Origin of the sequence: Schaalia sp. JY-X159, assembly GCF_014525425.1 — a bacterium.
Classification (GTDB): domain Bacteria; phylum Actinomycetota; class Actinomycetes; order Actinomycetales; family Actinomycetaceae; genus Scrofimicrobium.
This window is the reverse complement of the sequence record NZ_JACEXI010000007.1, coordinates 86683-110135: the sequence shown is the minus strand read 5'-3', so window position 1 is coordinate 110135 and position 23453 is coordinate 86683. Positions and strand designations below refer to the sequence as shown.

General features: G+C 58.4%; 20 protein-coding genes and 1 tRNA gene. 11 read left to right on the top strand and 10 right to left on the bottom strand.

Translation table 11 applies throughout. The features are described from left to right. Window positions 1-5: 5 nt before the first annotated feature. Entirely contained in the window at window positions 6-1733 is a 1728-nt protein-coding gene (locus tag IDL90_RS10760; RefSeq protein ID WP_398396220.1) for a glycerol-3-phosphate dehydrogenase/oxidase, read from the bottom strand. A 225-nt stretch (window positions 1734-1958) separates the two neighbouring features. On the opposite strand from IDL90_RS10760, the gene IDL90_RS10755 reads away from it, so the two are divergent. The 5 genes from IDL90_RS10755 (at window position 1959) to IDL90_RS10735 (ending at window position 6598) form a co-directional block, all read left to right on the top strand. Continuing rightward, complete coding sequence (locus IDL90_RS10755) at window positions 1959-2903, top strand: sugar-binding domain-containing protein (protein ID WP_182142753.1); 945 nt, start codon at window positions 1959-1961, stop codon at window positions 2901-2903. A 113-nt stretch (window positions 2904-3016) separates the two neighbouring features. Further along, the gene (locus IDL90_RS10750; protein ID WP_182141359.1) at window positions 3017-3817 is read left to right on the top strand and encodes a (Fe-S)-binding protein; all 801 of its coding nucleotides are present in this window, start codon (window positions 3017-3019) and stop codon (window positions 3815-3817) included. Then, on the top strand, window positions 3814-5274 hold the full coding sequence (locus IDL90_RS10745) for a LutB/LldF family L-lactate oxidation iron-sulfur protein (protein WP_316930323.1): 1461 nt from the start codon (window positions 3814-3816) through the stop codon (window positions 5272-5274). The genes IDL90_RS10750 and IDL90_RS10745 overlap by 4 nt, the downstream gene beginning before the upstream one ends. Beyond that, window positions 5271-5933, top strand: coding sequence for a lactate utilization protein C (locus IDL90_RS11755; RefSeq protein WP_187995380.1), 663 nt, complete (start codon window positions 5271-5273; stop codon window positions 5931-5933). Before IDL90_RS10745 ends, IDL90_RS11755 begins: the two co-directional genes overlap by 4 nt. Continuing rightward, window positions 5933-6598, top strand: a complete 666-nt coding sequence (locus tag IDL90_RS10735; protein WP_187995378.1) for a uridine kinase — start codon at window positions 5933-5935, stop codon at window positions 6596-6598. Before IDL90_RS11755 ends, IDL90_RS10735 begins: the two co-directional genes overlap by 1 nt. Here IDL90_RS10735 and lysS read toward each other — a convergent pair. Genes lysS through IDL90_RS10710 form a run of 5 tightly spaced genes read right to left on the bottom strand, consistent with a single transcriptional unit; the run spans window position 6595 to window position 12454 of the window. After that, entirely contained in the window at window positions 6595-8160 is a 1566-nt protein-coding gene (gene lysS, locus IDL90_RS10730) for a lysine--tRNA ligase (RefSeq protein WP_182141362.1), read from the bottom strand. The two genes, IDL90_RS10735 and lysS, sit on opposite strands and share 4 nt — an antisense overlap. A gap of 56 nt (window positions 8161-8216) precedes the next feature. Then, window positions 8217-8618: an aspartate 1-decarboxylase gene (gene panD / locus IDL90_RS10725; protein ID WP_187995376.1), complete on the bottom strand. Its 402-nt coding sequence runs from the start codon at window positions 8616-8618 to the stop codon at window positions 8217-8219. Next, window positions 8611-10335 (bottom strand): pantoate--beta-alanine ligase, encoded by a 1725-nt coding sequence (gene panC / locus IDL90_RS11750; protein ID WP_187995374.1) that lies wholly within the window; start codon window positions 10333-10335, stop codon window positions 8611-8613. The genes panD and panC overlap by 8 nt, the downstream gene beginning before the upstream one ends. Next, the gene (locus tag IDL90_RS10715; protein WP_187995372.1) at window positions 10332-11969 is read right to left on the bottom strand and encodes a PH domain-containing protein; all 1638 of its coding nucleotides are present in this window, start codon (window positions 11967-11969) and stop codon (window positions 10332-10334) included. Before IDL90_RS10715 ends, panC begins: the two co-directional genes overlap by 4 nt. Before the next feature lie 2 nt (window positions 11970-11971). Then, window positions 11972-12454 (bottom strand): PH domain-containing protein, encoded by a 483-nt coding sequence (locus tag IDL90_RS10710; protein WP_182141366.1) that lies wholly within the window; start codon window positions 12452-12454, stop codon window positions 11972-11974. Window positions 12455-12618: 164 nt separating this feature from the next. On the opposite strand from IDL90_RS10710, the gene IDL90_RS10705 reads away from it, so the two are divergent. Together IDL90_RS10705 and IDL90_RS10700 are read left to right on the top strand one after the other, a co-directional pair. Next, window positions 12619-13680, top strand: a complete 1062-nt coding sequence (locus IDL90_RS10705) for a hypothetical protein (protein WP_187995370.1) — start codon at window positions 12619-12621, stop codon at window positions 13678-13680. 198 nt (window positions 13681-13878) lie between these two features. Further along, a complete protein-coding gene (locus IDL90_RS10700) occupies window positions 13879-14172 on the top strand; it encodes a WXG100 family type VII secretion target (RefSeq protein WP_187995368.1) in 294 nt (97 codons plus the stop codon). A 270-nt stretch (window positions 14173-14442) separates the two neighbouring features. Here IDL90_RS10700 and groL read toward each other — a convergent pair whose 3' ends face one another. Then, window positions 14443-16062 carry a chaperonin GroEL gene (gene groL / locus IDL90_RS10695; protein ID WP_187995366.1) on the bottom strand — a complete coding sequence of 540 codons (1620 nt, stop codon included), beginning with the start codon at window positions 16060-16062 and terminating at the stop codon, window positions 14443-14445. Between the two features lie 210 nt (window positions 16063-16272). Next, the gene (locus IDL90_RS10690; RefSeq protein ID WP_187995364.1) at window positions 16273-16899 is read right to left on the bottom strand and encodes a LytR C-terminal domain-containing protein; all 627 of its coding nucleotides are present in this window, start codon (window positions 16897-16899) and stop codon (window positions 16273-16275) included. A 98-nt stretch (window positions 16900-16997) separates the two neighbouring features. On the opposite strand from IDL90_RS10690, the gene IDL90_RS10685 reads away from it, so the two are divergent. After that, complete coding sequence (locus IDL90_RS10685) at window positions 16998-17663, top strand: uracil-DNA glycosylase (RefSeq protein ID WP_187995362.1); 666 nt, start codon at window positions 16998-17000, stop codon at window positions 17661-17663. On the opposite strand, the gene IDL90_RS10680 is transcribed toward IDL90_RS10685, so the two are convergent. After that, window positions 17643-18986, bottom strand: a complete 1344-nt coding sequence (locus IDL90_RS10680) for a DUF4032 domain-containing protein (RefSeq protein ID WP_187995422.1) — start codon at window positions 18984-18986, stop codon at window positions 17643-17645. The genes IDL90_RS10685 and IDL90_RS10680 overlap by 21 nt on opposite strands. A 124-nt stretch (window positions 18987-19110) precedes the next feature. Further along, window positions 19111-20226 carry an ABC transporter ATP-binding protein gene (locus IDL90_RS10675; protein ID WP_187995360.1) on the bottom strand — a complete coding sequence of 372 codons (1116 nt, stop codon included), beginning with the start codon at window positions 20224-20226 and terminating at the stop codon, window positions 19111-19113. Between the two features lie 147 nt (window positions 20227-20373). On the opposite strand from IDL90_RS10675, the gene IDL90_RS10670 reads away from it, so the two are divergent. The 3 genes from IDL90_RS10670 (at window position 20374) to IDL90_RS10660 (ending at window position 23199) form a co-directional block, all read left to right on the top strand. Next, the gene (locus tag IDL90_RS10670; RefSeq protein ID WP_187995358.1) at window positions 20374-21954 is read left to right on the top strand and encodes a serine/threonine-protein kinase; all 1581 of its coding nucleotides are present in this window, start codon (window positions 20374-20376) and stop codon (window positions 21952-21954) included. Window positions 21955-22138: 184 nt separating this feature from the next. Beyond that, a complete protein-coding gene (locus tag IDL90_RS10665; protein WP_187995356.1) occupies window positions 22139-22942 on the top strand; it encodes a thioredoxin domain-containing protein in 804 nt (267 codons plus the stop codon). A 181-nt stretch (window positions 22943-23123) separates the two neighbouring features. Further along, window positions 23124-23199: transfer RNA gene (locus IDL90_RS10660), tRNA-Thr, on the top strand. Window positions 23200-23453: the final 254 nt, after the last annotated feature.

Sequence of the window (23453 nt, the reverse complement as noted above, 5' to 3'; positions counted from 1 at the left end):
ACGTATCAGACCTGAGTGAAAGGCCTAACAGGTTCGACCATTTCCCGAATGGCCTGAGCTTCTTTCTCATCGGGAAGTTTCTGTGCCTGCCAAACTGCTTCGCAGGCGTCGCGATAGAGATCCATTTCCCTCGCCTTGGTATCGTGATCCCACCCGAGCATCTCACCCATGAGGTCAGCTATCTCCGGCATGGCTTCAAGACCCGAGTCCCGCTCTTCGTAAACCAAGCGGACTCTGTGAAGCAGAATGTCTTCTAAGTGCATTGCGCCCTCGTATGCAACACCGAACGCAACATCTGCGCGCAGGTAGTGGGGCGCATGGCTCAAACGTTCACCAAGATCGGGGCGCTCATCAATCATCTTGAAGACGATCTGGATGTCGCTGCCGTAACGATCCAGAAGGTCTTCAACCTGATCAACCGTCAGACCACGCTCTTTAGCGATTGTCTCCCGGCTGTTCCACAATGCGAAGTAGCCGTCGGCACCTTCCAGCTCCGTCTTAGCGGTGACTGAAGGATGCTCCTTTGTGAATGCCTCACCCATCGCAAAGTCAACCGCGTCCTCTGCCATCTGGCGGTAGGTGGTGAGCTTTCCACCGGCAATTGCGGTCATTCCCGGGGTCACCGTGGTCACGGTGTGTTCACGGGAAACCTTCGTCGACTGGTTCTCATCAAGGGTGCCCGGCTGCAACAGTGGCCGCAATCCAGCAAATGTTGAGATGACGTCATCTTTGGTGAGGGGGTCCTTCAAAACCGTGTTGGCTTCTGCCAGCAAGTACTCAATATCGGTCTCATCAGCGACTGGGTCACGGAAACCTTCATGATAGGCGGTGTCCGTGGTTCCGATAATCCAGTAGTACTTCCACGGAATGATGAAGAGGACAGACTTCTCGGTACGCAGGAACAGCCCCACTTCCGAGTCGATCTTTTCTTTGGGGATCACCAGATGAATGCCCTTTGATGCCAAGACCTTGAGGCCACCGGTGGCATCTGCCAGAGCTTGGCTCTCTTCAGTCCATACGCCCGTTGCATTGATGATGCGCTTGGTTGCAACGTGCAGGGTGTTCCCAGTCTCAAGGTCGAGCAGGTCCGCACCATTGATATGACCCTGACCGTCCTTTGCGACGCCGACCATTTGGACTCTGCTGGCGGCCAATGCGCCGTAGCGAACCGCGCTACGAACAAGGGTGATGACCAGTCGGGAATCGTCAACGCGTCCGTCGTAGTAGACAATCGAACCGCGCAGGTAATCCGGCTTGAGCGCGGGACACAACTTCAGAGACCCCTTGCGGGTGTGGTGGCGCTGTAGCGGCACCGATCCGCGGTGCGCCCACTGGGCCAAACCGTCATACATACCAACACCCACCGCCGAGTATGCCCGTTCAATCACTGGCATCTTCAGCGGCCACAGCAGAGGCTGCGCCTTCACCAAGTGGGGGGCATTTCGGGTCAGCAGAAGCCCGCGCTCACGGAGGGACTCCGTGACGAGGGCGAAATCAAGTTGGTAAAGGTAGCGCAAACCACCGTGAACCAGCTTGGAGGATCTTGAAGAAGTGCCGGACGACCAGTCCTGCGCTTCGATAATTCCCACTCTCAGTCCGCGTGTTGCGGCGTCGAGGGCGATTCCCGCACCCGTCACGCCACCACCGACGACAAGAATATCGAGGGGGGCACCCTGTGCCATTTCTTCTAGCGCTTCTCCGCGGGCTTCTCTTGAAAGAACCGGACTAACCACGTTGTCATCTCCGTCAGATGTAGATCGATCACGTTATCGAATGGTCACGGCCCGCAAACGGAGGCCACGCCTTGGCCCATTTGAGGGCAAGTGCCACCCCGTCGTTGCAGACAGACAAGTACATTATCCCTCAGGTGGTCGAATGTCCGATTTGCCTGCACGAACGTGCACCTGCGACACTAAGGTGTGAATATCCGTCGCGAGCAGGCACATCTTGCTGCCTCTATGTACTACGAGCAGGGCTTGACCATGGATGCGGTGGCCCGAAGACTCGATGTCTCCCGCTCTTCGGTCTCCCGACTCCTGGCATTTGCGCGCACCTCAGGGATTGTCCAAATCCGCGTTTCGGCGCCGCTCACCGAGCCCGGCACCTTAGCCGCGGAGTTTCAGCGCCAGTTCGGGGTGCGGACACTGGTGGTCCCCACACTTGAGGTCGACAGCCCGGCTACCAGACTGAACTCCGTTGCCGCTGTAGCAGCCAGCCGCTTGAGCGAATTGATGGCTCCCGGCAAGACACTGGGGGTCGCCTGGGGAAACACCGTGTCTGCTGTTATCAACCACATTGCGCCACACTCCATGCCGGGTTCGACAGTAGTCCAGCTAAATGGCGCGGCCAACGCCTTCGATTCCGGCACACTTTATTCCGACTCCATCATCTCGACCCTCGCGAAGGCGTTTGACTCTTCAGCAGTCCACTTCCCAGTTCCAGCCTTCTTTGACTATGTGGAGACCAAGAACGCCCTCGTACGAGAAAGGTCAATTCGTCGGGTTCTTGATGTCATCGACTCCTGCGACCTCGTGGTCTTCGGGGTTGGAGCAATGGATCCTGCGATGCCCAGCCACGTCTACGCCGGCGGGTATCTGTCTTCCACGGAGTTGAAGGAAGCGCGCGAGGACGGTGTCGTCGGGGATATTTGCACCGTCCTCATACGTGAGGACGGCACGACCGATATGCCACTCAATGCGCGGGCATCAGGACCACTACCCGCACAGCTAAAACGGATCTCAACTAGGCTGTGCGTAGTGGCGGGAAGCGCCAAAGTTCCGGCTCTTCTCGGGGCCTTGCGTGCAGGGGTAGTTACCGACCTCATCATTGATTCGTCTGCCGCCCGCGCACTTGTTCACCGCAGACGTGAGGTCGGGCGCGGGGATCTGCCCGGCACCCTCTGATCCAAGTCAAGTCCTCCGACTCACTGCTAAGCCCCACGAGTCAGCCCAAACAGTCCTAAGCTTGGGAGATGCACTCAACAGCGAAGTGGGTGTAGCGGGAAGGGACTAGCAAGATGCGAATAGCGGTTTTCGCGACCTGTATGGGGGATGCGATGTTTCCGCAGGCACCCCGCGCGACGGTGACGCTCCTCGAGCGCCTCGGCCACGAAGTGTTCTTCCCAAGACAGCAGGCATGCTGTGGACAGATGCACATCAATACCGGGTATTTCGAGGACGCTCTGCCGTTGATCAAGAACCACGTCAAGACCTTTCAACCGATCTTGGACGGCGCGTGGGATGCGATCGTCGTCCCATCCGGCTCGTGCACCGGCTCCATCAAACACCAGCAGGCCATGGTTGCCAGCAAACTTGGCGACCAGAAGCTGGCAAACCGGGCGGCCATAATCGCTGAGAACACGTATGATCTTCCACTTCTGCTCACGGATTTCCTTGGGATCGAGGACGTTGGAGCCTACTTCCCTCATTCCCTCACCTACCACCCGACGTGCCACTCGATGCGCATCACGAAAGTGGGCGACGCGCCAGAACGGCTCCTCTCCCGAGTGCAGGGAGCCACCGTCGTCCCACTTCCAGACGCGGAGCAGTGCTGCGGGTTTGGCGGAACGTTCTCCCTCAAATACCCGGAAGTTTCTTCCGCCCTCGTCAGCGAAAAAGCACGGGCCGTGGCGTCGACGGGTGCGGAGTTTCTAGTCGCGGACGACTACTCCTGCCTGATGAACATCTCCGGACGCATGTCACGACTCGGCATTGCAACACAACCACTACACCTCGCCGAAGTACTGGCGGGCACACGCGACCACCCGTTCCGCCGGGAACCCGCAGGTACGACCTTGACCACCAGGGGGAAGGCGTGAGACCACAGTCCACTACAGAGACCTCTCCGCTGCAGTGGGGGGAAACCTTCCGTGACGGATCGCGCCGCATGGTTGGCAACGACCAGTTACGTGCAAACCTGCGCAACGCAACAGAGACCATCCGTTCAAAACGGGACGCCCGCGCCGCAGAAACGCAGAACTGGGAGGAGCTGCGCGATGCTGGCGCGGCCATCAAACGCTACTCTTTGGACCACTTGGCAGACCTCCTTGAGGAGCTAGAGGCCAACGTCACTGCCAACGGGGGCATCGTGCACTGGGCAAGAGACGCGCACGAAGCGAACGCCATTGCCTACGACATCGTGGCGCGCCACCAGGTGGATGAGGTCGTCAAGGTCAAGTCCATGGCCACACAGGAAATTGGCCTCAACGAGTACTTCGCTGACCGAGGCATCCAAGCGGTAGAAACGGACCTGGCGGAGCTCATCGTCCAACTGGGCAACGATCATCCAAGCCACGTTGTGGTCCCAGCGATCCACCGCAACAGGTCTGAGGTTCGCGATATCTTCACAGATAATTTCGAGGACGGAAATCGCCCATCAAGTGACGACCCGCGCGAACTGACGATGCGAGCCAGGACCCACCTCCGAGAGAAATTCCTCAACGCTAAGGTCGCCATCAGCGGTGCCAACTCGATGATTGCTGACACCGGCGCCCTATCCGTCTATGAGTCCGAAGGCAATGGACGCATGTGCCTGACCTTGCCAGAGGTTCTGATCTCCATTGTGGGCATCGAGAAAGTGATCCCCACCTGGCAGGATGCTGAAGTCTTCACCGAACTACTCCCCCGCTCTGCAACCGGCGAACCCATGAACCCCTACACGTCGTGGTGGACGGGTGTGACCCCCGGGGATGGACCGCAGGAGTTCCACCTCATCCTTCTGGACAACGGTCGCACCACGGTGCTCGCCGATCCTTTGGGACGCGATGCCCTTGCCTGCATTCGTTGCGGTGCCTGTATGAACATCTGCCCTGTCTACCGTATGGTAGGCGGCCACGCGTACAACTCCGTCTATCCGGGACCCATCGGCGCCATTCTTACTCCGCAACTTCTCGGCGCTTTCGAGGACGGTGACCCGTCGGCCACACTCCCGTTCGCGTCTACTCTGTGCGGAGCCTGCTACGACGTGTGTCCCGTGAAGATAGACATTCCGTCCATCCTCGTGGAATTGCGCCGCCGCAGCGTTGAGTCTGGAGCCGGTTCCACTAGCGGTTGGGGTGCAGCAATGAAAGCGTCTTCGGAAGTCATGCGCTCTGGAAGACGCCTTGGCGCCGCAGAGACGCTACTCCCACTGGGGCGCGCCGTCGCCGACAAGGAGGGAAGAATCACTCAGCTGCCGTGGCCCGTGTCCTCATGGACGAAGAGCCGGGATGTTCCTTCCCCACCAACCGAATCGTTCCGCAGGTGGATGAGTAGGCGAGAGAAGGCTGAGCGGTGAGCAGCAGAGACGACATCCTTGCGAGCATCCGAAGCGCTAACCGCAATGCGGGACGCGATGGGGTCACCGTCGAGGTTCCACGCGACTACCACCGTCGTGAGGACCTACCTGCAGGATCACCTGCGTTGCTGGAACTCTTTGTCGGGCGGCTCAAAGAGTACGGTGCCGAGGTCGGGTTGGCCTCGAACGAGGACGAAGTTACCGCCCTAATCAATCGGTTCCTTGCGTCTTGTGACACGGTTGTGGTTCCCAGTGGCCTTCCCAAAGAATGGGTCAAAGCAGCCATGGCGCATCATCGGGTTTACCTGGATGGGCCGGGTGGGCAAATCCCAAGTTCCGCCCTCGACAACATCGACGCAGTCCTGACTTCAAGCAGGTGCGGCGTCGCAACTACGGGGACAATAATCCTTGACGCCACCCCCGACCAGGGGCGTCGCGCGATCACACTGGTGCCTGACACCCACGTCGTTATTGTGGATGTGGGCGCGGTGAGGGAGACAGTTGGCGAAGCTTTCGCTATTCTCAGTTCGAACCCCACGCGACCCATCACGTGGATTGCGGGGCCGTCAGCCACGTCAGACATCGAGTTATCGCGTGTCGAAGGCGTGCATGGCCCCCGTAATCTGAAAGTGATACTGAGCAGCCTCGGAGAGAATTGATGGCCCCCGCCCAAGAAGGACTTTTTCAACTTCCGGACGGTTTCCGTCGCCCACGCGCCCAAGTCATCATTCTCACCGGCCCTTCCGGTTCGGGAAAAACCTCGCTGGCTTCTCGCGTCGGACTGCCTTCCCTCTCCCTCGATGATTTCTACCGAGGGGATGATGAGGAGGGAATGCCCATGCTGTCTGAGAACGTGGTGGATTGGGATGATCCCGCCTCATGGGATGGCGACGCCGCATTCTTGGCAGTGGCACAACTGTGCATCGAAGGCCAGGCTGAAGTACCGATCTACGACATCCCTTCCAACCAGAGAACAGGGGCGAGGACGATCACCCTGGGGCAGAACCGGCTGTTCATTGCGGAAGGGATCTTTGCATCTGAGTTGGTGCCAAGGCTGATAGAGGAAGGGCTCCTAGCCGATGCCATCTGTATCGCTCGCTCACCACTGAAGAATGCTTGGTTCCGTTTCCTTCGTGACGTTGCGGAGGCGCGCAAGCCCGTTCACGTGTTGGTCTACAGGGGGGCTCGCCTGACCAGGCTTGAACCAGGCAAGATCCGCCAGTGGCGCAACCAGGGGTGCCGACCTGTCCCTTCGTTGGACACAGCTGAGTCTGACATCCTCCTGTTGCGCCACCGCACCCGGCTGGCCCAGTCAGGTGACTAGGCGCGCGGCTTGACCAGAGGGAAGAGGATTGTCTCCCTGATTCCCTCTCCTGTCAGCGCCATGAGGAGGCGGTCCAATCCCATACCTAGTCCAGCTGCTGGCGGCATGCCGTAGTCCATGGCTTCAAGGAAGTCTTCATCAACTGACATTGCTTCCGGGTCGCCATTTGCCGCGGCCAGCGCCTGCTTGTTGAAACGTTCACGCTGAATCACAGGGTCCGTTAGTTCTGAGTAGCCCGTCCCCAACTCGAAGCCCCTCATGTAGAGATCCCACTTTTCGGTCACACCTGGAACCGTGCGGTGACCCTTCACCAAGGGGGAGTTGTCAGCCGGGAAGTCCCGAACGAATGTCGGAGCATACAACTTGTCACCGACCAGTTCTTCAAAGATTTCTTCCGCAATCTTGCCGTCCACGTAGTGGTCTGGAAGCTCAAGTCCGATGCCGTCGGCAATACTCAGCAGCTCCCCGCGTGGTGTCAGTGCCGTAACTTCACGTCCCAGGGCTTCCGAGATGGAGCCATAGAGAGAAATCTGCTCCCAAGTTCCCGACAGGTCGTATGTGCTGCCATCCGGAAGCGGAACCTGAAGTGTACCGATAGCATCGAGTGCCGTGTGCTGAATGAGCTCACGGAGCATGACCGCGTAAGTGTCGTAAGTTCCGTAAGCCTCATAGGCTTCAAGCATGGTGAACTCGGGGTTGTGGGAAGAATCCGCGCCCTCGTTCCGGAAACTACGGTTCAACTCAAACACCTTGTCGATCCCACCGATGAGGGCGCGCTTCAAGTACAACTCCGGCGCAATCCTCATGTACATGTCGATGTCGTACGCGTTCATGTGTGTAACAAACGGTCGTGCTGCGGCACCGCCTGCTAGCGTCTGCAGCATTGGCGTCTCAATTTCTAGGTAACCACGATCATGCAGGAATGAGCGGATTGAATGGACAACTGTGGAACGGGTCCGGACCATTTCACGCGCGGAAGGGCGCACGATCAGGTCGAGGTAGCGGCGCCGAACCCGGGTGTCCTCAGCTAGTCCGGCCTCACCCTCTTCGGTGGCAAAAATCTTGGGTAGGGGTCGAAGTGCCTTTGCGGCTAGCGCCCATGCGGGCACGTCCTCGTCCTCACTGGGGGCAGCCATGATGGACAGTTCGCCACGCCGTGAAGAGATGACGCGGCCGTGAACAAACAGAATGTCCCCCAGGTCTACGTCAGCCTTGTATGCCGCCAAGGAATCAGGCCCAACCTCGCGGGCCGACAGCATCACTTGGAGGCGGTTTCCGCCGCCGTCTTGGATAGTCGCGAAGCACAACTTACCTGCGATACGGGAGAGGACGACACGGCCTGAAAGACCCACAACGTCATCCGTCTCTTCACCGAGCTCCAGGTTGCCGTACTTTGCTCGCACCTCTTCGATCGTGGAAGTGATGGGAAGCTCTACGGGGTACGGGTTCACTCCCGACTCCAGCAAACGCTTCCGCTTGTCTGAGCGGATCTTTATCTGCTCGGGCAGGTCGTCTGTTGGTGATTCTGGAGTGGTCTGCGGGGAAGGAAGATTCGTAGTCACCTCAACATGGTAAACCAGCGCGCTTACAAACGAAGTGCGCGAGGCGTCACGCACGTCTAGCGGGACAGGTCAGTTCCTCTGTTGATGATGCGGTTGTTGGCATCCACGTGGACTATTGCTGGCTGTGCAGTCCGAGCAACCTCATCTGGAAGGTGTCCGTAAGCAATGATGATGACGAGGTCGGTGGGGTTGACCAGGTGTGCTGCTGCCCCGTTGAGTTGAATAGTTCCGGAGCCAGCAGGAGCCGGGATGGTGTAGGTGGATAGTCGCGCACCATTCGTGACGTCGACAACGTCAACCTTCTGCCCCACAAGAATGTTGGCGGCCTCAAGAAGATCAGTGTCGACGGAGATGGAACCCACATAGTCGATGTCCGCGCCGGTCACGGTAGCGCGGTGGATCTTCCCGGTCACCATTTCCCTGTAAACCGGCCAGTTCGGTGCCTGAGTCTCAACCATCAGCTCCCACCTTCACAATCACATTGTCGATGAGCCGCGCTGGGCCAACCTGCGCAGCTACTAGCAAGTATGCCTTCTGACCGGGGTCCAAGTCAGTGAGATTTTCAACGCCCATCATCTCTGCATCCGGTGTCCACAAGGCCGCCACCGCGAATGATTCGGCATCTGCTAGCGCGACATACTGAGGAGCGACACCTGACGCAGATGCAAGGATGTTGGCAACCTCGGTGACAATCTGCTCCGGGGAACCCCCCTGATCGGCTACGGCAAGCCCAGCTTTGAGACTGTGGCTCAGCGCCAATGCCTCCTGTTTCTGGTGATCATTGAGATACTCGTTGCGGCTGGAGAGCGCCAAACCCTCCGCACTTCGCACGATCGGTGCCTCCAGAAGTTCCAGCGGGATATCGAGGTCCTCTACCATCTGGCTAATGTTGACGAACTGTTGAGCGTCCTTCTGACCAAAAATTGCTATGTCAGGACGGATTAGGTTCATCATCTTTCCCACGACCTGCAGGACGCCCGGGAAGTGACCCGGCCGCAGGTAGCCTTCCAACACACTTGCTGCCGGGCCCGGGGTGACGTGAACACGAGGAGCGTGGGGATAAACGTCCTTGGGGCTCGGAGCATAAACGATGTCCACCCCACCGTTTGCTAGTGCCTCCACATCGCTCTCAAGAGTCCTGGGGTAGCTGTCAAAGTCCTCTCCTGGGCCAAACTGCTCCGGGTTCACGAAAATCGTTACAACCGTCTTGAACCCGGGGCGTCGCACCTGCTCGACCAGTGAGAGATGGCCTTTGTGGAGAGCACCCATTGTCATGACAAGGCTTGTTGGACGAGGATCATCGGCGAGGGCGGCGCGCAGCTCCGCAGGCGTATGGACCACAAGCGGTTCGCTGGCCGACATGAAGGATGCTACGCGTGTCGCCCGCGATAGTGCGCGATAGGTCCGTGCTGCTTCCGTCAGTTCGGGATGCTCACTCAATGAAGCGAGATGGGAGCCTACGGTTGCGTAGTCCTTCCTGGCGACGGGCCCCGTGAGTGCCGACATTCCTTCTTCAAGCGCGCGGTCTAGGGCCGCGGTCACCAGGGGACGCATAGCCTCAGCTGGGCTTTCGACGCCTGCGGTGCTCAAGATTTCCTGTCCTTGCACCATCAGTGTCACCAGGTGATTTGCCGAATGTGTCAGGCCCGCATGGTAGAGCGTTCGGTCGTCCTCTGCTACCGGGAGAGGCACACCGCCGAGGTACTCGATGAGAGCCAGCGCGATCGGCTCCGCCAAGGCGGGAGCTGTGTATGCGATGGGGCAACCGGTGAGGCGGCGAACGTCCAAAGAGGTGCCTGAGAAGGTCATTGCTGGATGAAGCGCTAAAGGTATGGCCCCAATCTGCGTTGGTGCGGCGAGGGGATTTATGCCAGCCGCGCCGCAAAGGTGGACGACAACCATTCCGGGTCTTATGCTTCCCCTCTCAACGAGCCCTTCGGTCAAAGGAGTGACTTGTGAATCTGGCACTGCCAGAAATAGTATCTCTGCTTCTCTGGCAACCTGATCCGCCTCAATGACAGGCACACCGGGGAGCATCGCATCAGCGCGATCGCGCGCCGCATCCGACCTGGCAGCGACCCCGACGATCTGGGCTCCTGATGCTCGCATGGCTGAAGCAATAGCCGGACCGACATTCCCCATTCCTATTACGCCTACACGTACCCCTGAAGTCACTGTGTTTCCTCACTTTGTGGCAGCTGCTCGGGTGGCTTGAAACTGTCTTCGGGCAACGGTGCAGGGTTCACTACGGGTGCTGCCGCAGTGAGATCCGCAGGATCCACATTCACCTCACCGTTGAACGTAGGTTCGTTAACACGCCTGAACCAACGTTCTGGCGGTTCGCTTCCGCGTAGTTGCCGACTCATCTTGACTAGTTCGTCACTCACCGCTATGGAGTCGCCTCCAGAGAGGTGAGAGATCGTCAGGTTGACCGGGCCCGGAACCAAGCAAGCGGTAACGGAAGCCAGATCCATCGCCTTCGCAATCGGACCTTCTGCAACGAGGACGGACTGGATCCTTTCGTATGGCGCGAAGGCAGCGGTGCGGACTACCCAGCCATCGCGAACAACCATGCAGGTGCGCGTCAGTGCCACGCCGCGACGGTTCTTCACGAGCGGATCGAGAACGCGGGCATTGTGAGGGATCCCCGTGAACTGCTTGGTGCGTCTTCGACCTCGAACGGCTTCATCGAAGAACTCCACCGGGTCGTCAACGCCGAGGTCTGGCAACACCAGCCACAGCGCTAGCATGGCTTCTTCACGTGTACCCACTGGTAGCAATGCCTGCGAATCAGTACTTCCACCTGAAGAGTCCTGCGTACCCCTTGTGGCCTGCGTTATTAGAACGCGGTACCAGTCACGGCGCCTCCACAGCAATGGTTGATGGATCTCTACAGCGTGAATGCGTCTGGGGGGAATGGTCTCTGCACGCTGCTCGAGCAGTCCACGGCGTACACGAATCCCATCCGGGGATACGGCAGCTTGGAAATTGAACTCTTTTGAGAAACGTGACCACAAGAGGGATCCCACGACGAGGACGATTGGAATCCACGTGGGGAAGAAAGACAGCGCAATACCCCAGCCTGCGGCAAACCCAACGATGACGATTGCGACAAGAGAAGCCGCAAGAGCAAGCAGTCCCAACATGAATGACATGCTCAAAGCCAAGGATGTCACCAGGGTCCGGGTATTGACTGAATAGAGGAGATTCTCATCGGCCTCTACGACACGCTTTACCGGCTCTTGTGTAGCTGCTCCATAGGTCTCACTGTCGATGTCTGAGTTTCCTTCAGTGATGCCCGCAGCACGTGCCAAGATGTCGGCGCGCAGCCCAAAGAGGTCGTCACTGCGGAGGAAGCCGATCGTCAGGGAAGAGTTGGCACCTCCCGCTGCATCAACTCTGAGGCGACCCAGCCCAAAGATTCGCCCGAGAAGGGGATGCGAAACGTCAACTGCCTGGATGCGCTCCAGCCGGACATGGCGCTGCTGACGGAACAAGATCCCCCGCCTCAGCCAGACCGCCTGGTCTGTGACCGCATACGTCATGGCGCGCCACGACATATATGAGTAGACACCTACGACCAACAGAATCAGTAACAGTGCACCAATGGCAACAAGCAGAATTAGTCCGAATCCGAATGAGTCAGCAAGCTTCCCAAGATCACCAACGAACTCGATGTTCTGGAAAAGCACAACGGCAATCAGGACTGCAATTACCTGCCACCCGTTGAAAACTGGGGTAAGTGGGTGGACCCTTTGCCACGCATGCTGAGGTACGCCCTCTTCGACAACTCCCTTTCGCTGAGCCATCTTCACAACCCAGACAGGTTGGAGACGCCGTTGGCTACCAGAAGGTCACGTAGTTCTGCTGCCTGATTTGCGGGTAGCCCATCCAATGACGCGTCCGTATCCGCAGCCGCTGTGTGCAATTGGATCGCGGCGACCCCGAGTTTGCGGGCAATCGGACCTTCATGCACATCCACGTACTGGATGCGGCCATATGGAACAATATCCAGTCTGCGGAACATGATCCCTTTGCGTACCAGGAAGTCAGTTTCAGTTGTCGCAAACTGGATCGCACGTACCTGACGTGGAATGAGCCACAGGAGCCAAAGGAAGATCAGGGCCGCAAGTCCCGCACCCACATAGAACCACGGCGAGAAGACGATCCCCAAGACCACAAACGCAACCGCTGGGATACCAAGAGATAGCACGGCCGCGATCAGCCGAACCGTTGCCAACGATTTTGAGACATGGCGGAAGTCCACCCCTGCTGGTGTGAGCGCATCTGGCATTCTCACCCTCCTTCACTCATCCGCAATCGTGACACATTCCTCCGACAAGTAGAAAATACTCCCACAGTGACCTTCAGTGCTTGCAGGGCTAACATGAAGGGTCAGACAGTTGACCAGCTCCTGGTATGCGGGGCGACGGCACGCTAGCTTAAGTGGTGGAGGAAATGGGGTCTAATACGCCCAGTTGGTTGTACTCAGCGCTCGACGAAGCGCTCGTTGCAGCGGGGGCCACCGCACCGGAGAACCAGCGTCGCGAGGTGATCGATCGAGTAATTGCCGCCTGGAACCTTGAGGGGCGCCGCTTCCACAACGGGAAGTATCTTGGGTACCTTTTTGAGCGTATCGATGAGCTAGAGGGTGCAACTACCGAACCGGAGATGCTTCGGCTGGCTGCAGCATTTCGTGGCGCACTTGAGGAACCTGGGTGGGAAGAGCTCGCGTCAGCCCATGAGCTTGGAGCCATCCCCGCAATGGTTAGTATTGAAGATCTCACGACGCTCGGCATCCCAGAGGAACGCACGCAGCGCATTGTGTCGCTCATCAACCAGTTGGCGTACCACACCCCCGACAGGAGTGACCTGGGTGCGCGGCTCTTGGTTGATGCCGACCTCGCAGCTCTGGCGGCCTCACCCCAGCAGTACCGAGAGTTTCTCTCGCACTTTCGTGCAGAGGCTTTGCACCTGTCCGAGGTGGATTTCTTGCGTGCTCGCAGACACGTTCTCCAGCGGCTGGTCAACAGAACCCACATCTTCTCGACACCAATTGCATCTCAGTGGGAAGACGCTGCGCGGGAGAATCTCGAGGCAGAACTGGGAGCTACGGAACGGAAACTCCGCAGCCTCCAAGTGGAGATACCCGAGGTCGAGAGCGAGCCTGACTACTTTCAGGATCGGGCCCGCGACGTCGTCCTAGCAGAGAAGTCCAGCGGGGAGTCGAAGGTACTCCGAATTTCGCGCGCTCAGAAAGTCAAGTGCCTCGAGGACGACCAAGAAGCTGCGGGGATCTCGGCTGACACCACCGACGCCCGTCCGCCCTCGTCCGACCCCACGGGTCCACCCCCGCCCTCAGTCCACCCCACCTCTTTAGGTGGACGGGAAAGGCCTTCCGACGTGGCCGACGCCCACGAAACATCATCCACCAGATCCACAGTCGCAGACACATCAACTCTTGAGACTGTTGCCGACTTCATTGAGAACCGACAATCCCGTTCTCGGAGGCAGAAGTAGAAGCAGAGTCACCAAGTCCCACTTCTACGCTCCGCCTCTCACCCTAGGCTCCGCTAAATGCATAAGCTGGCAGTGCACGGCCGATCACTATCCCCATCGTCGCAATCATGGCGATATCCCCAGCTGGCACGAATCAGTCAACTACCGCCCCCGAAACTAGGGCACATTGGACCCACCAACTAGTGAAGGGATCAGATAGTGACAATCTATAACGTTGATGCCGTGCAGATCAGTGCAGCATCCGCAGCGGCAAACCAAACTGCAGACACCATCCGGGCTTCTGTCGCGACAATGATGACCCAGTTGCTCGGTCTAGAAGCCTCTTGGGGAGGTGCGGCAGCGACATCATTTCAGGGTGTAATTGCACAGTGGCAGGCAACGCAAGTGCAGGTTGAGAGCTCGTTAGAAGCAGTAGGAGCCGCGCTAAGTCAAGCCTCCGCCACGTACACCGAAGCAGAAAGCGCTGCCGCCTCGCTGTTTGCGGGCGCGTAGAGCAATAGGTCCAAACCTCGCTGTTCGTGGGTCCTTGGGGACAGCGTTTGGTGGCTCTTCTGTAAGTTGTTTATTGGCTGGTCGCCGAACAGGCTGTGGGCATCCTTCCCGCCTCTACGACCGGTCACCGTTGCCGTCGCTACCTACAGCCCCCTCTAGGAGGAGCCCGTATGATCTCCGTGTTTGCAGATACGCAAACGAATGGGCCCAACCGCAAAAAACTGCGGCTGGGCCCATAGAACGCCTCTGGTCTTGCGACCTTGATGCTTCCTAGTACATGCCACCCATGTCATCACCGGCGCCTGCTGGAGCCGCTGGCTCTGGCTTATCGGCCACAACGGCTTCGGTGGTCAGGAACATTGCTGCGATCGATGCAGCGTTCTGAAGTGCGGAACGCGTAACCTTCACCGGGTCGGCAATACCCTCAGCAAGGAGGTCCCCGTACTCACCGGTTGCCGCATTCAGTCCCTCGCCTGCTGGCAGATGACGGACACGGTCGACAACAACGCCTGCTTCGAAGCCCGCATTGGCAGCAATCTGACGCAGTGGTTCTGCAACTGCGGCCCGAACGATTGCCATGCCGGTCTCTTCGTCACCCTCGAGGCCGAGGTTGGAAAGAACCTTCTCTGCAGCCTGAAGCAGAGCGACGCCACCACCGGCAACGATGCCCTCTTCCGATGCAGCGCGAGCATTGCGGATAGCATCCTCAATGCGGTGCTTACGTTCCTTCAACTCAACTTCAGTGGCAGCGCCCGACTTGATGATGGCAACGCCACCGGAGAGCTTGGCAAGACGCTCCGAAAGCTTCTCCTTGTCGTACTCAGAGTCAGAGTTCTCAATCTCTGCGCGGATCTGCTTGACACGAGCCTCCAGCGCGTCCTTGTCACCGCCACCGTCAACGATGGTGGTTTCATCCTTGGTGACAACAACCTTGCGTGCGGTGCCAAGTGAATCCAAGTCGGCAGTCTCAAGAGACAGGCCAACGGTCTCTGAGATAACCGTTGCACCCGTCAGGATGGCGATGTCCTGCAAGATGGCCTTGCGACGATCACCAAAGCCCGGAGCCTTCACGGCAACTGACTTGAAGATGCCACGAATTCTGTTCACAACCAGGGTCGCAAGGGCTTCACCCTCAACGTCCTCAGCAATAATCAGCAGCGGCTTTGAGGTCTGCATAACCTTCTCAAGGAGAGGGAGCAGATCCTTGATCGAAGAGATCTTTCCTTCAACAAGCAGGATGTAGGCATCCTCAAGGACTGCCTCCTGACGCTCAGCATCAGTCACAAAGTATGCCGAGAGGAAACCCTTGTCGAAACGCATACCTTCTGTGGTCTCCAGCGTTGTGTCAAAAGAGTTGGTCTCTTCAACCGTCACAACGCCCTCAGCCCCGACCTTCTCAAACGCCTCAGCGATCAATGCGCCAATCTCTGTGTCATTTGCCGAAATTGATGCTGTCGCTGCGATCTGATCCGTGGTTTCAATCGGTGTTGCGCCCTTGTGGAGTTCTTCCACGACCGCGTCGACAGAAACCTCAATGCCCTTCTTCAGAGCTAGGGGGTTAGCACCAGCAGCCACGTTGCGCAGCCCTTCACGCACCAGTGCCTGAGCGAGGACGGTAGCCGTCGTGGTTCCATCGCCAGCAACATCATCTGTACGCTTGGCAACTTCCTTAACCAGTTCAGCACCAATGCGCTCAAACGGATCGTCAAGTTCGATCTCTTTCGCGACCGACACGCCATCTTTTGTGATGGTCGGTGCGCCCCACTTCTTATCGAGGACGACGTTACGACCACGCGGGCCGAGGGTCACCTTGACGGTGTCGGCAAGCTGGTTGAGTCCACGCTCCATACCACGGCGTGCTTCTTCATTATAAGAAATGATCTTTGCCATTTACTGTGTCCTTCCGGAAAATTCACGGTTGGCTTCGGTGCCCGCGACGGACAAGACACGCCATTCCAGGCCGTTCCTGGTCAAACGCGCCTCTCACCAAAACCAGAGGTTTTCACTCCCTACGGGAGAGTGCTAAGACCAAGCTTGGCACTCGACGCCATAGAGTGCAAGATGAAGTCCCTCATGATTGATGAGACCACGGTCACGCAGCTAGTTGATCAGGAACACCACAACTGAACCCGGGGCTTCTTCAAAGCCACCTTCAACCACGTTCGCAATGCCAGCAGCTGCCGCAACGGCTTCTGCAGTAGCGCGAAGTTCAGCAGAAGGATAGAACACAGTGTTCTGATCTGTCGGCCACGTGGATGCATTTGTGGCAGACACATTCGTAAAGCCTGCATTCGTCACATGGCCCGCAAACTCAGCCGCATAGCCAGAGATTGTGGTCCCATTGAGCACCGTCACCGCCGCCGCGAAATCCACCGTGCCTTCGGGCTCAGTTGTGCCTGCCGGTTCGTCAGGGGTTGCACTGGGATCGTCAGGAGCCGCCGTGGGGACGTTTGAATCCGGAATCACAACGTCACTTTGGGCTTGATCCACGGTGGACTGGGCCTGCTGCGACTGCGGCTGTGACTGCGACTGCGCAGCCCCGACCTCGGCCTCAGGTACGTTTCGTTGTATCAGTGTTGCAACGCCCCATGCAAGCAACGGGACAAGGACCAACACCAGCAAGAACGGCACGACTGGAGCCCACGGGTTACGGGTTCGTCGGTGGACGCCAACAGGGTTTCCTTCAGGAACGCCGTCAAAGTCATCTCTTGGATACGTTTCGCTCACGTAGGCAGCCTACCGCCCTCGCACGCATTCACGACACTGCAACTGCGAGAGTCATAAGATCAGTGCAGGAATTTGATTGGAAAAGGGAAGGAAACTCCATGCCGCCACCCCTGGAGAACGTGATCGACCCCGGATGGGCGCGTGCGCTGCGACCTGTTGAGGACGATATTCACTCCATGGGGATGATGCTCCGCCAGGAGACGGCAAGCGGGCGAACCTACCTGCCGGAACCCAAGAACATTCTGCGTGCGTTTTGCTACCCGTTCGAGGACGTCAAGGTCCTCATTGTCGGTCAGGACCCGTATCCGACAGTTGGAAATGCCATTGGACTATCCTTCGCGGTCGCGCCCGATATGCCTCTTCCAGCATCGCTGCGCAACATCTACCAAGAACTGACCAGTGACCTGGGCTGTTCACCCCCCGGGAATGGCGATCTTTCCAAGTGGGCCGACCAGGGGGTGTGTCTTCTCAATCGAGTTCTCACCGTGGAACCCGGCAGACCTGGCTCACATCGAGGCAGAGGGTGGGAGAAAATAACGGAGCAGGCAATCACATCCCTGGTCGCGCGGAACAAACCACTGGTGGCAGTTCTCTGGGGACGCGACGCGGCTTCCCTGAAACCCCTCCTCGGTTCCACGGCAACCATCGAGTCACCCCACCCATCACCGCTATCCGCCTACCGTGGCTTCTTCGGTTCCAAACCGTTCTCTACCGCGAACCGCATTCTTGAGAACGAGGGCGCCTCACCTATCGAATGGTGTTGAAGAATCGTTTGAGGTCGGCGTGTCGTCGAGACCCTCTTCGTCGAGACCCTCTTCGTCCTCGCCTTCTTCGTCATCAAAACGGCTGCTCATGTCGTCGTACCCGGCTAGGACTTCATCGGCTGGACCGCTGAGGAGCACGGCCTCATCCCGCTTCGTTGGCATGACGTTCTCAAGGTAGTCAGCAATCACTTCATCGAGAGGGACGTCACTCTGCCGCTGCTGGCCCAGGTACCAGCGGTGTTCAAGTATCTCGTGAAAGACCTGAGCGGGCTCAAGCTTTCCGGAAAGCTCCGGGGGGATCGCATCGATAACATGCTCGTACACGTCGTTTGTCCACGCGCGTGCGACGTGCTCAAGGCTCTGACGCCACATGCCGTTCACTGCCCGGTAGGTTTCAATGTCTTCAAGCATTCGTCGCGCTTGAAGCTCCTCCACATCCATGCCCGTCAAACGCATAATCTGGCGGTGATAATGCCCCGCATCAACCACCTTGGGTTGGATGATGAGCCGGTCGCCCTCGGGCGCAGAGGTCATAGTTAGCTCACCAACACTGAAGCCCAGCGCGGCAAGCCGATCAATCCGCTCCTGCACGCGCCAGTGCTCGTCAGCATCAATGAGCTCCGCGCCTGTGAGTTCCTCCCACAGCTGGTTGTACCGCTCCTGGATCCTGTTGCCGATCTCGATAGGGTCTTCATCATCGGGGAGGAAGCCTCCGGCCTGAAGGTCCATGAGCTCACCAATTATGTTGGTGCGAGCAAGATCAACATCGTAGTTTCGTTGTCCGTCAGTCAGTTTTGTCTGCAAATCACCGGTCTCAGCATCCACCAGGTAGGCAGAATAGGAACCCGCATCACGCCTAAACAGAGTGTTGGAGAGCGAGACGTCACCCCAGTAGAAACCCAGTAGGTGCAGGCGGACCAAGAGCACGGCGAGGGCGTCCAGTAGTCGACCGACCGTCTCAGCCGCAATTTTCCTGCTGAACAGTGCCCTGTACGGAAGTGAGAACTCGAGGTGCTCAGTGACGAGCACCGCGTTCAGTTCATCACCCTGCGCGTTTCGACGTCCGGTGACAACCGCTGTCGGCTGGACCGATGGCGCCTCCATACGTGACAGATCACGCAGCATTTCGTACTCGTGGTACGCAACGCTCTCACCAATCTCCTTTACAGCGATAACCCTGCCTGACAGGTTCACAAACCGGACGACGTGCCGAGAAATACCTCGAGGAAGAGCAGCTAAGACGTCCTCGGGCCACTCTTCAAGGGGAATATCCCACGGCAATTCCAGCAACGCAGGATCCACGTTGGCAGCAGTGATCTGCATACTCTTTGGCACAGCACCCCCCTTCCAGTTCAGCAAACCTAGAACATAGTAGCGGCATACGCTGCATACAACGAAGGGCCGAGGAAAACCCCGACCCTTCGCCTAATGCAATACGCGGAAACTACTATGCCGGCAGGCGGACACCCGTCGCATGGGAGAAGCAGTGCTGCTGACCCTCAATGATCTCTACGCGCATGTTCGAACCTGCAACCGGTGCCGAGTTCGGAGCCACGCGCACCACGATCTGCTGTGCGCCAACATCAACAATGCCCTCACCGGTTCCTGCAAGGTGAGCGTAAACGTAGGCGTCTGATCCCAGCTCTTCGACCAAGTCAACAACGATCGGGATTCCGGTGGTTGAGTTGTTGTCGATTGGACGCAACCCTTCCGGACGGAAACCAACAACAATCTTGCCGTCATCTTCCGGGGTGACCGCGGCAAGTGTTGCCGCAGACAAAGGAACAACTGCACCAGCAAGCTTTGCGTGGGTGCCTTCAATGGTGAAGGTGCCCAAGTTCATGGCGGGTGAGCCAATGAACCCTGCAACGAACCTGTTGGCCGGCTCGTCATACATTTCACGAGGGGTGCCAACCTGCTGAAGCAAGCCATCCTTCATGACAGCGATACGGTCACCCATGGTGAGGGCTTCCGTCTGGTCGTGGGTGACGTAGACGGTTGTTACACCAAGCGAACGCTGTAGCGACGCAATCTGCGTACGCGTCTGGACACGGAGCTTCGCGTCAAGGTTCGACAGCGGCTCATCCATCAGGAAGACCTGGGGCTTACGAACGATTGCGCGTCCCATTGCAACACGCTGACGCTGACCACCGGAGAGCGCCTTTGGCTTGCGCTCCAAGTAGGGCTCAAGGTCAAGAATCTTCGCGGCCTCATCAACGCGCTTCTTGATTTCCGCCTTGGGTTCACCAGCAATTTTCAGAGCAAAGCCCATGTTGTCACGCACGGTCATGTGCGGGTACAGGGCGTAGTTCTGGAAAACCATCGCGATGTCGCGGTTCTTGGGCTGAACGTCCGTTACATCACGGTCGCCAATGAAGATGCGTCCGGAGTTTACGTCTTCGAGTCCGGCCAGCATACGAAGTGAGGTTGACTTGCCACAGCCCGAGGGACCAACTAGAACCAGGAACTCGCCATCCGCGATTTCGAGATTCAGCTTGTCAACAGCCGGGTGGTCAGATCCGGGGTAGATTCGCGTCGCGTGATCAAAAGTTACACTTGCCATTTTTCCTCCACCGGCAGGTACGTGCCGGACGATCCTTAGTAGAGATTCTTTAGTGTCGACTTCGGCACTAGGACCCGCAACGGTGCGCACGTGGTCCGCTTGGTACTTTAGCACGCACCGCTCTCAGTCCGTCCTAAGATTGATCAAATGGTGGCGCACAATGCAGTTTCCGCGCAGGGAGATGGTCCTGAGCAGGGTTCAGGCTGGGTTGGCGGCTACCTGTTGCGGACTGAGATCGGTCGTGGTGGAACTGGCACGGTCTGGTCTGCCGAGGACGAGGGCGGCAACCGTGTGGCACTAAAGCTCCTCCATCCCTCCCTCGCCTCCACGGAGGAGGCGCGACTCAGACTCCTTCGCGAGGCCCGTCTTGTCAACCAAGTCCGCTCACCTCGCGTGGCGCGCGTCCTCGACGTCGAGGCCGATGCATACGCCCCTTTTGTCGTAACCGAGTTGATTGAGGGCCCAACTCTAGAGAGCGAACTACGCAGGCTCTCCTACAACCCTGCCGACGCAGCACAGCTCGGTAGCGAACTTGCAGATGCACTCGACTCAATCCACGTCGCGGGCATCGCACACCGTGACCTCAAGCCTTCAAACGTAATCCTCACGTCAACGGGCCCAACACTCATTGATTTTGGGATTGCTCACGGCGAGGGTGACAACCACCTGACACAGACCGGTTCAATCACCGGAACCCCGGGCTATGTTGCCCCCGAGCTTCTTGCCACGGCGAAGCCCTCGCTCGAGCACCTGCAGAATGGCGATTGGTTTGCCTGGGCGGCCACCCTGCTCAAGGCAACCACTGGCCGTCCACCCTTTGGCACGGGGCGGACCGACGCGATCCTTCAGAGAGTATTTGAAGGTCGACCCGACACCGAGGGGCTAAGCGATCAGATTGCGCAAGCCTTTCTCTGGGCACTGAGGCCTGATGCTGATGAAAGGCTGGCACCGGATGACCTGCTGCGTTGCCTCCAAGGTGCGCGCCTGGTGTTTCCTGACGCGCCTGTCACCCCGGGTAGCGACAACCTGGAAGCGACGGCCATCGAGTCGCCCCCTATCACCTTGGCTCCAGTGCCCACCCTCATGCCCGAGGACTCTCCCTACGCCGTCCCTCCCACGGCTCTGATAGATCTGGTAAATCCCCCACCAACAGGTCCGAGCGGAACTCTGGGTCTGTTTCTGACAGTCGGCTCTGTGGGATCCCTCGCGTGGCTTCCCGCATTTTGGCACCTCCAGGGTTTGCTCGTCCTGGTGGGGATCCTCGCTACACTTCAGGTCGTCGGAGCCCTGGCGGTGAACGCTTGGCAACGGAGGGCCCACCGCGCTCGAGGATCTGGGCAGCGAGCATTTGTTGTCGCTGTGACCACCCCATGGCGGGCCGTGACCGCCCTCGTTTCATTGCTGCCGGGCCTCCTCGCAGGCGCACTCGTGGCATACGTCACCGGCCTCGTCCAACAGCAGGCCTACGCTGGGATCTGGGATCCGCTTGGACCACTGGGCTGGTTCGGCGCCGACGCAGCGGCTTGGGTGGCGGGTGAGGTGCTCGTGTGGGTGGCGTTTGTTCTCGGTATCACGGTCTGCTGGCTGATCCCGTCCTCGTACACAATGAGAGTCGGCCTGTGGTCGGGACTGAACGCAGCTTCCAAGCGATCTGCACCTCGCTGGTTAATGGGGCTCACTGTGGCCTTAATCGCCCTCGTCGGCCTGATGATCGCAGCGAATATCTAGCAGATCTTTGCCGCCCAGGTACGTATGGGATTACGACAGGTCGGGGCACCCCGATCATCACTGCCAGCCGCGCTGACTTCCCCCTTATTTCATCCACAGCGAACCTGAGACCCTGGTGAAATCGGGGATGCCCGGTATTCTGACTAGCAGAATTAGTTAAGGCTTCAATTAGGGGAGATACCCAATGGCTAAAAAGAACGCGTCGCAAGTTGATAGTGGAACTCGCGACAAGGCAAAGCAGTTGCGCGAAGCCCAGGCGAAATCGGATCAACGGACCAGGAACATCATCATTGCCCTGGTGGTCGTACTGATTGCCGCGATTGCCATCGCCATTGTTTTTGTGGTTGCCAACCGGCCCACACCTGAGAGCGCTGCAGAGGGACTTCCCGAACAGTTCCGTGAAGGTCAGCCCATTATCGTTTCGTCCGAGGGCGTTGGCGTCTCCAATCCGGATGCAGAAGACCTCACCTTCTACTTTGACTACACGTGCGGTGCCTGCACCCAGCTTGAGATGGCGCTCCGCCCCCACCTGACCGACACCGCCCAAGCCGGTGACTACAACCTTCTAATGCAGCCTGTCATCACTTCAGGTGGTGCTTACAACGTGGCGGCGACCGCCGGCGCTCTGGTCGTGGCAGCGGGAGCTCCGGACTTGTTCCTAGAGTTCCAGGACGCACTGACTGACCGCTTCTATGAGGCCGCAACCTCTGAGGACACGTTCTACCAGGATCTTGATGCTTCCCGGGAACAGGTTGCGGAGATCGCCCGCGGAGTCGGCGTCTCTGAAGACCTCATCGCAACTTTTGATACGGACGCGGCTCAGGGCTACTTGACGACCGCGACAAACACCTGGGTAGCAGCCGATATCCAGGACCGCACCCAGGTCGCGACCCCCGAGTTCGTTGCTCACAACAAGAACATCACTCTCACCGGGGACACAGCCGAGGCCGTCATTGCGGAACTCTTGACTGCTGTGAGTGGCAGCTAACACATCGAAAGTGAGACTTGCGTCCGGGCTCACAAACACGCGGTTCAAGGGTCCCAATATCGTGTGACCAGCAAGTCCTACACCTGTGACCCGCAGATCCTCCGCCTGTGACCAGCGACTCACACTCCATGTGCCCCACGGTTTTGACGGGGCGGCCGCATTCAGGCAGACTTATCTGCGCGCCGCCTTAGCTCAGTTGGTAGAGCAGTTGCCTTGTAAGCATCAGGTCATCGGTTCGAGTCCGATAGGCGGCTCCATCCATGCCAGCAGGGGCGCGCCTCTTCCTTCGTGGGCGGCCCACTGCTTCCTCGCTCCGCCCGCTCTTTGCACGGTCCGCCCGCTCCCTCCTCCGAAATGTATACGTGGGGACGAGATGTTCCTCTGGGGTACGTACCCCAGACATGCATTTCGCCCCCAACGTATACATTTGGGACTGTCGCGCAAAACGTCGGCTGTAACGAAGCAGCCTTGGGAGAGTCCAGCCCGAAGTCGGCAAGCGGGCTAGGAGCCT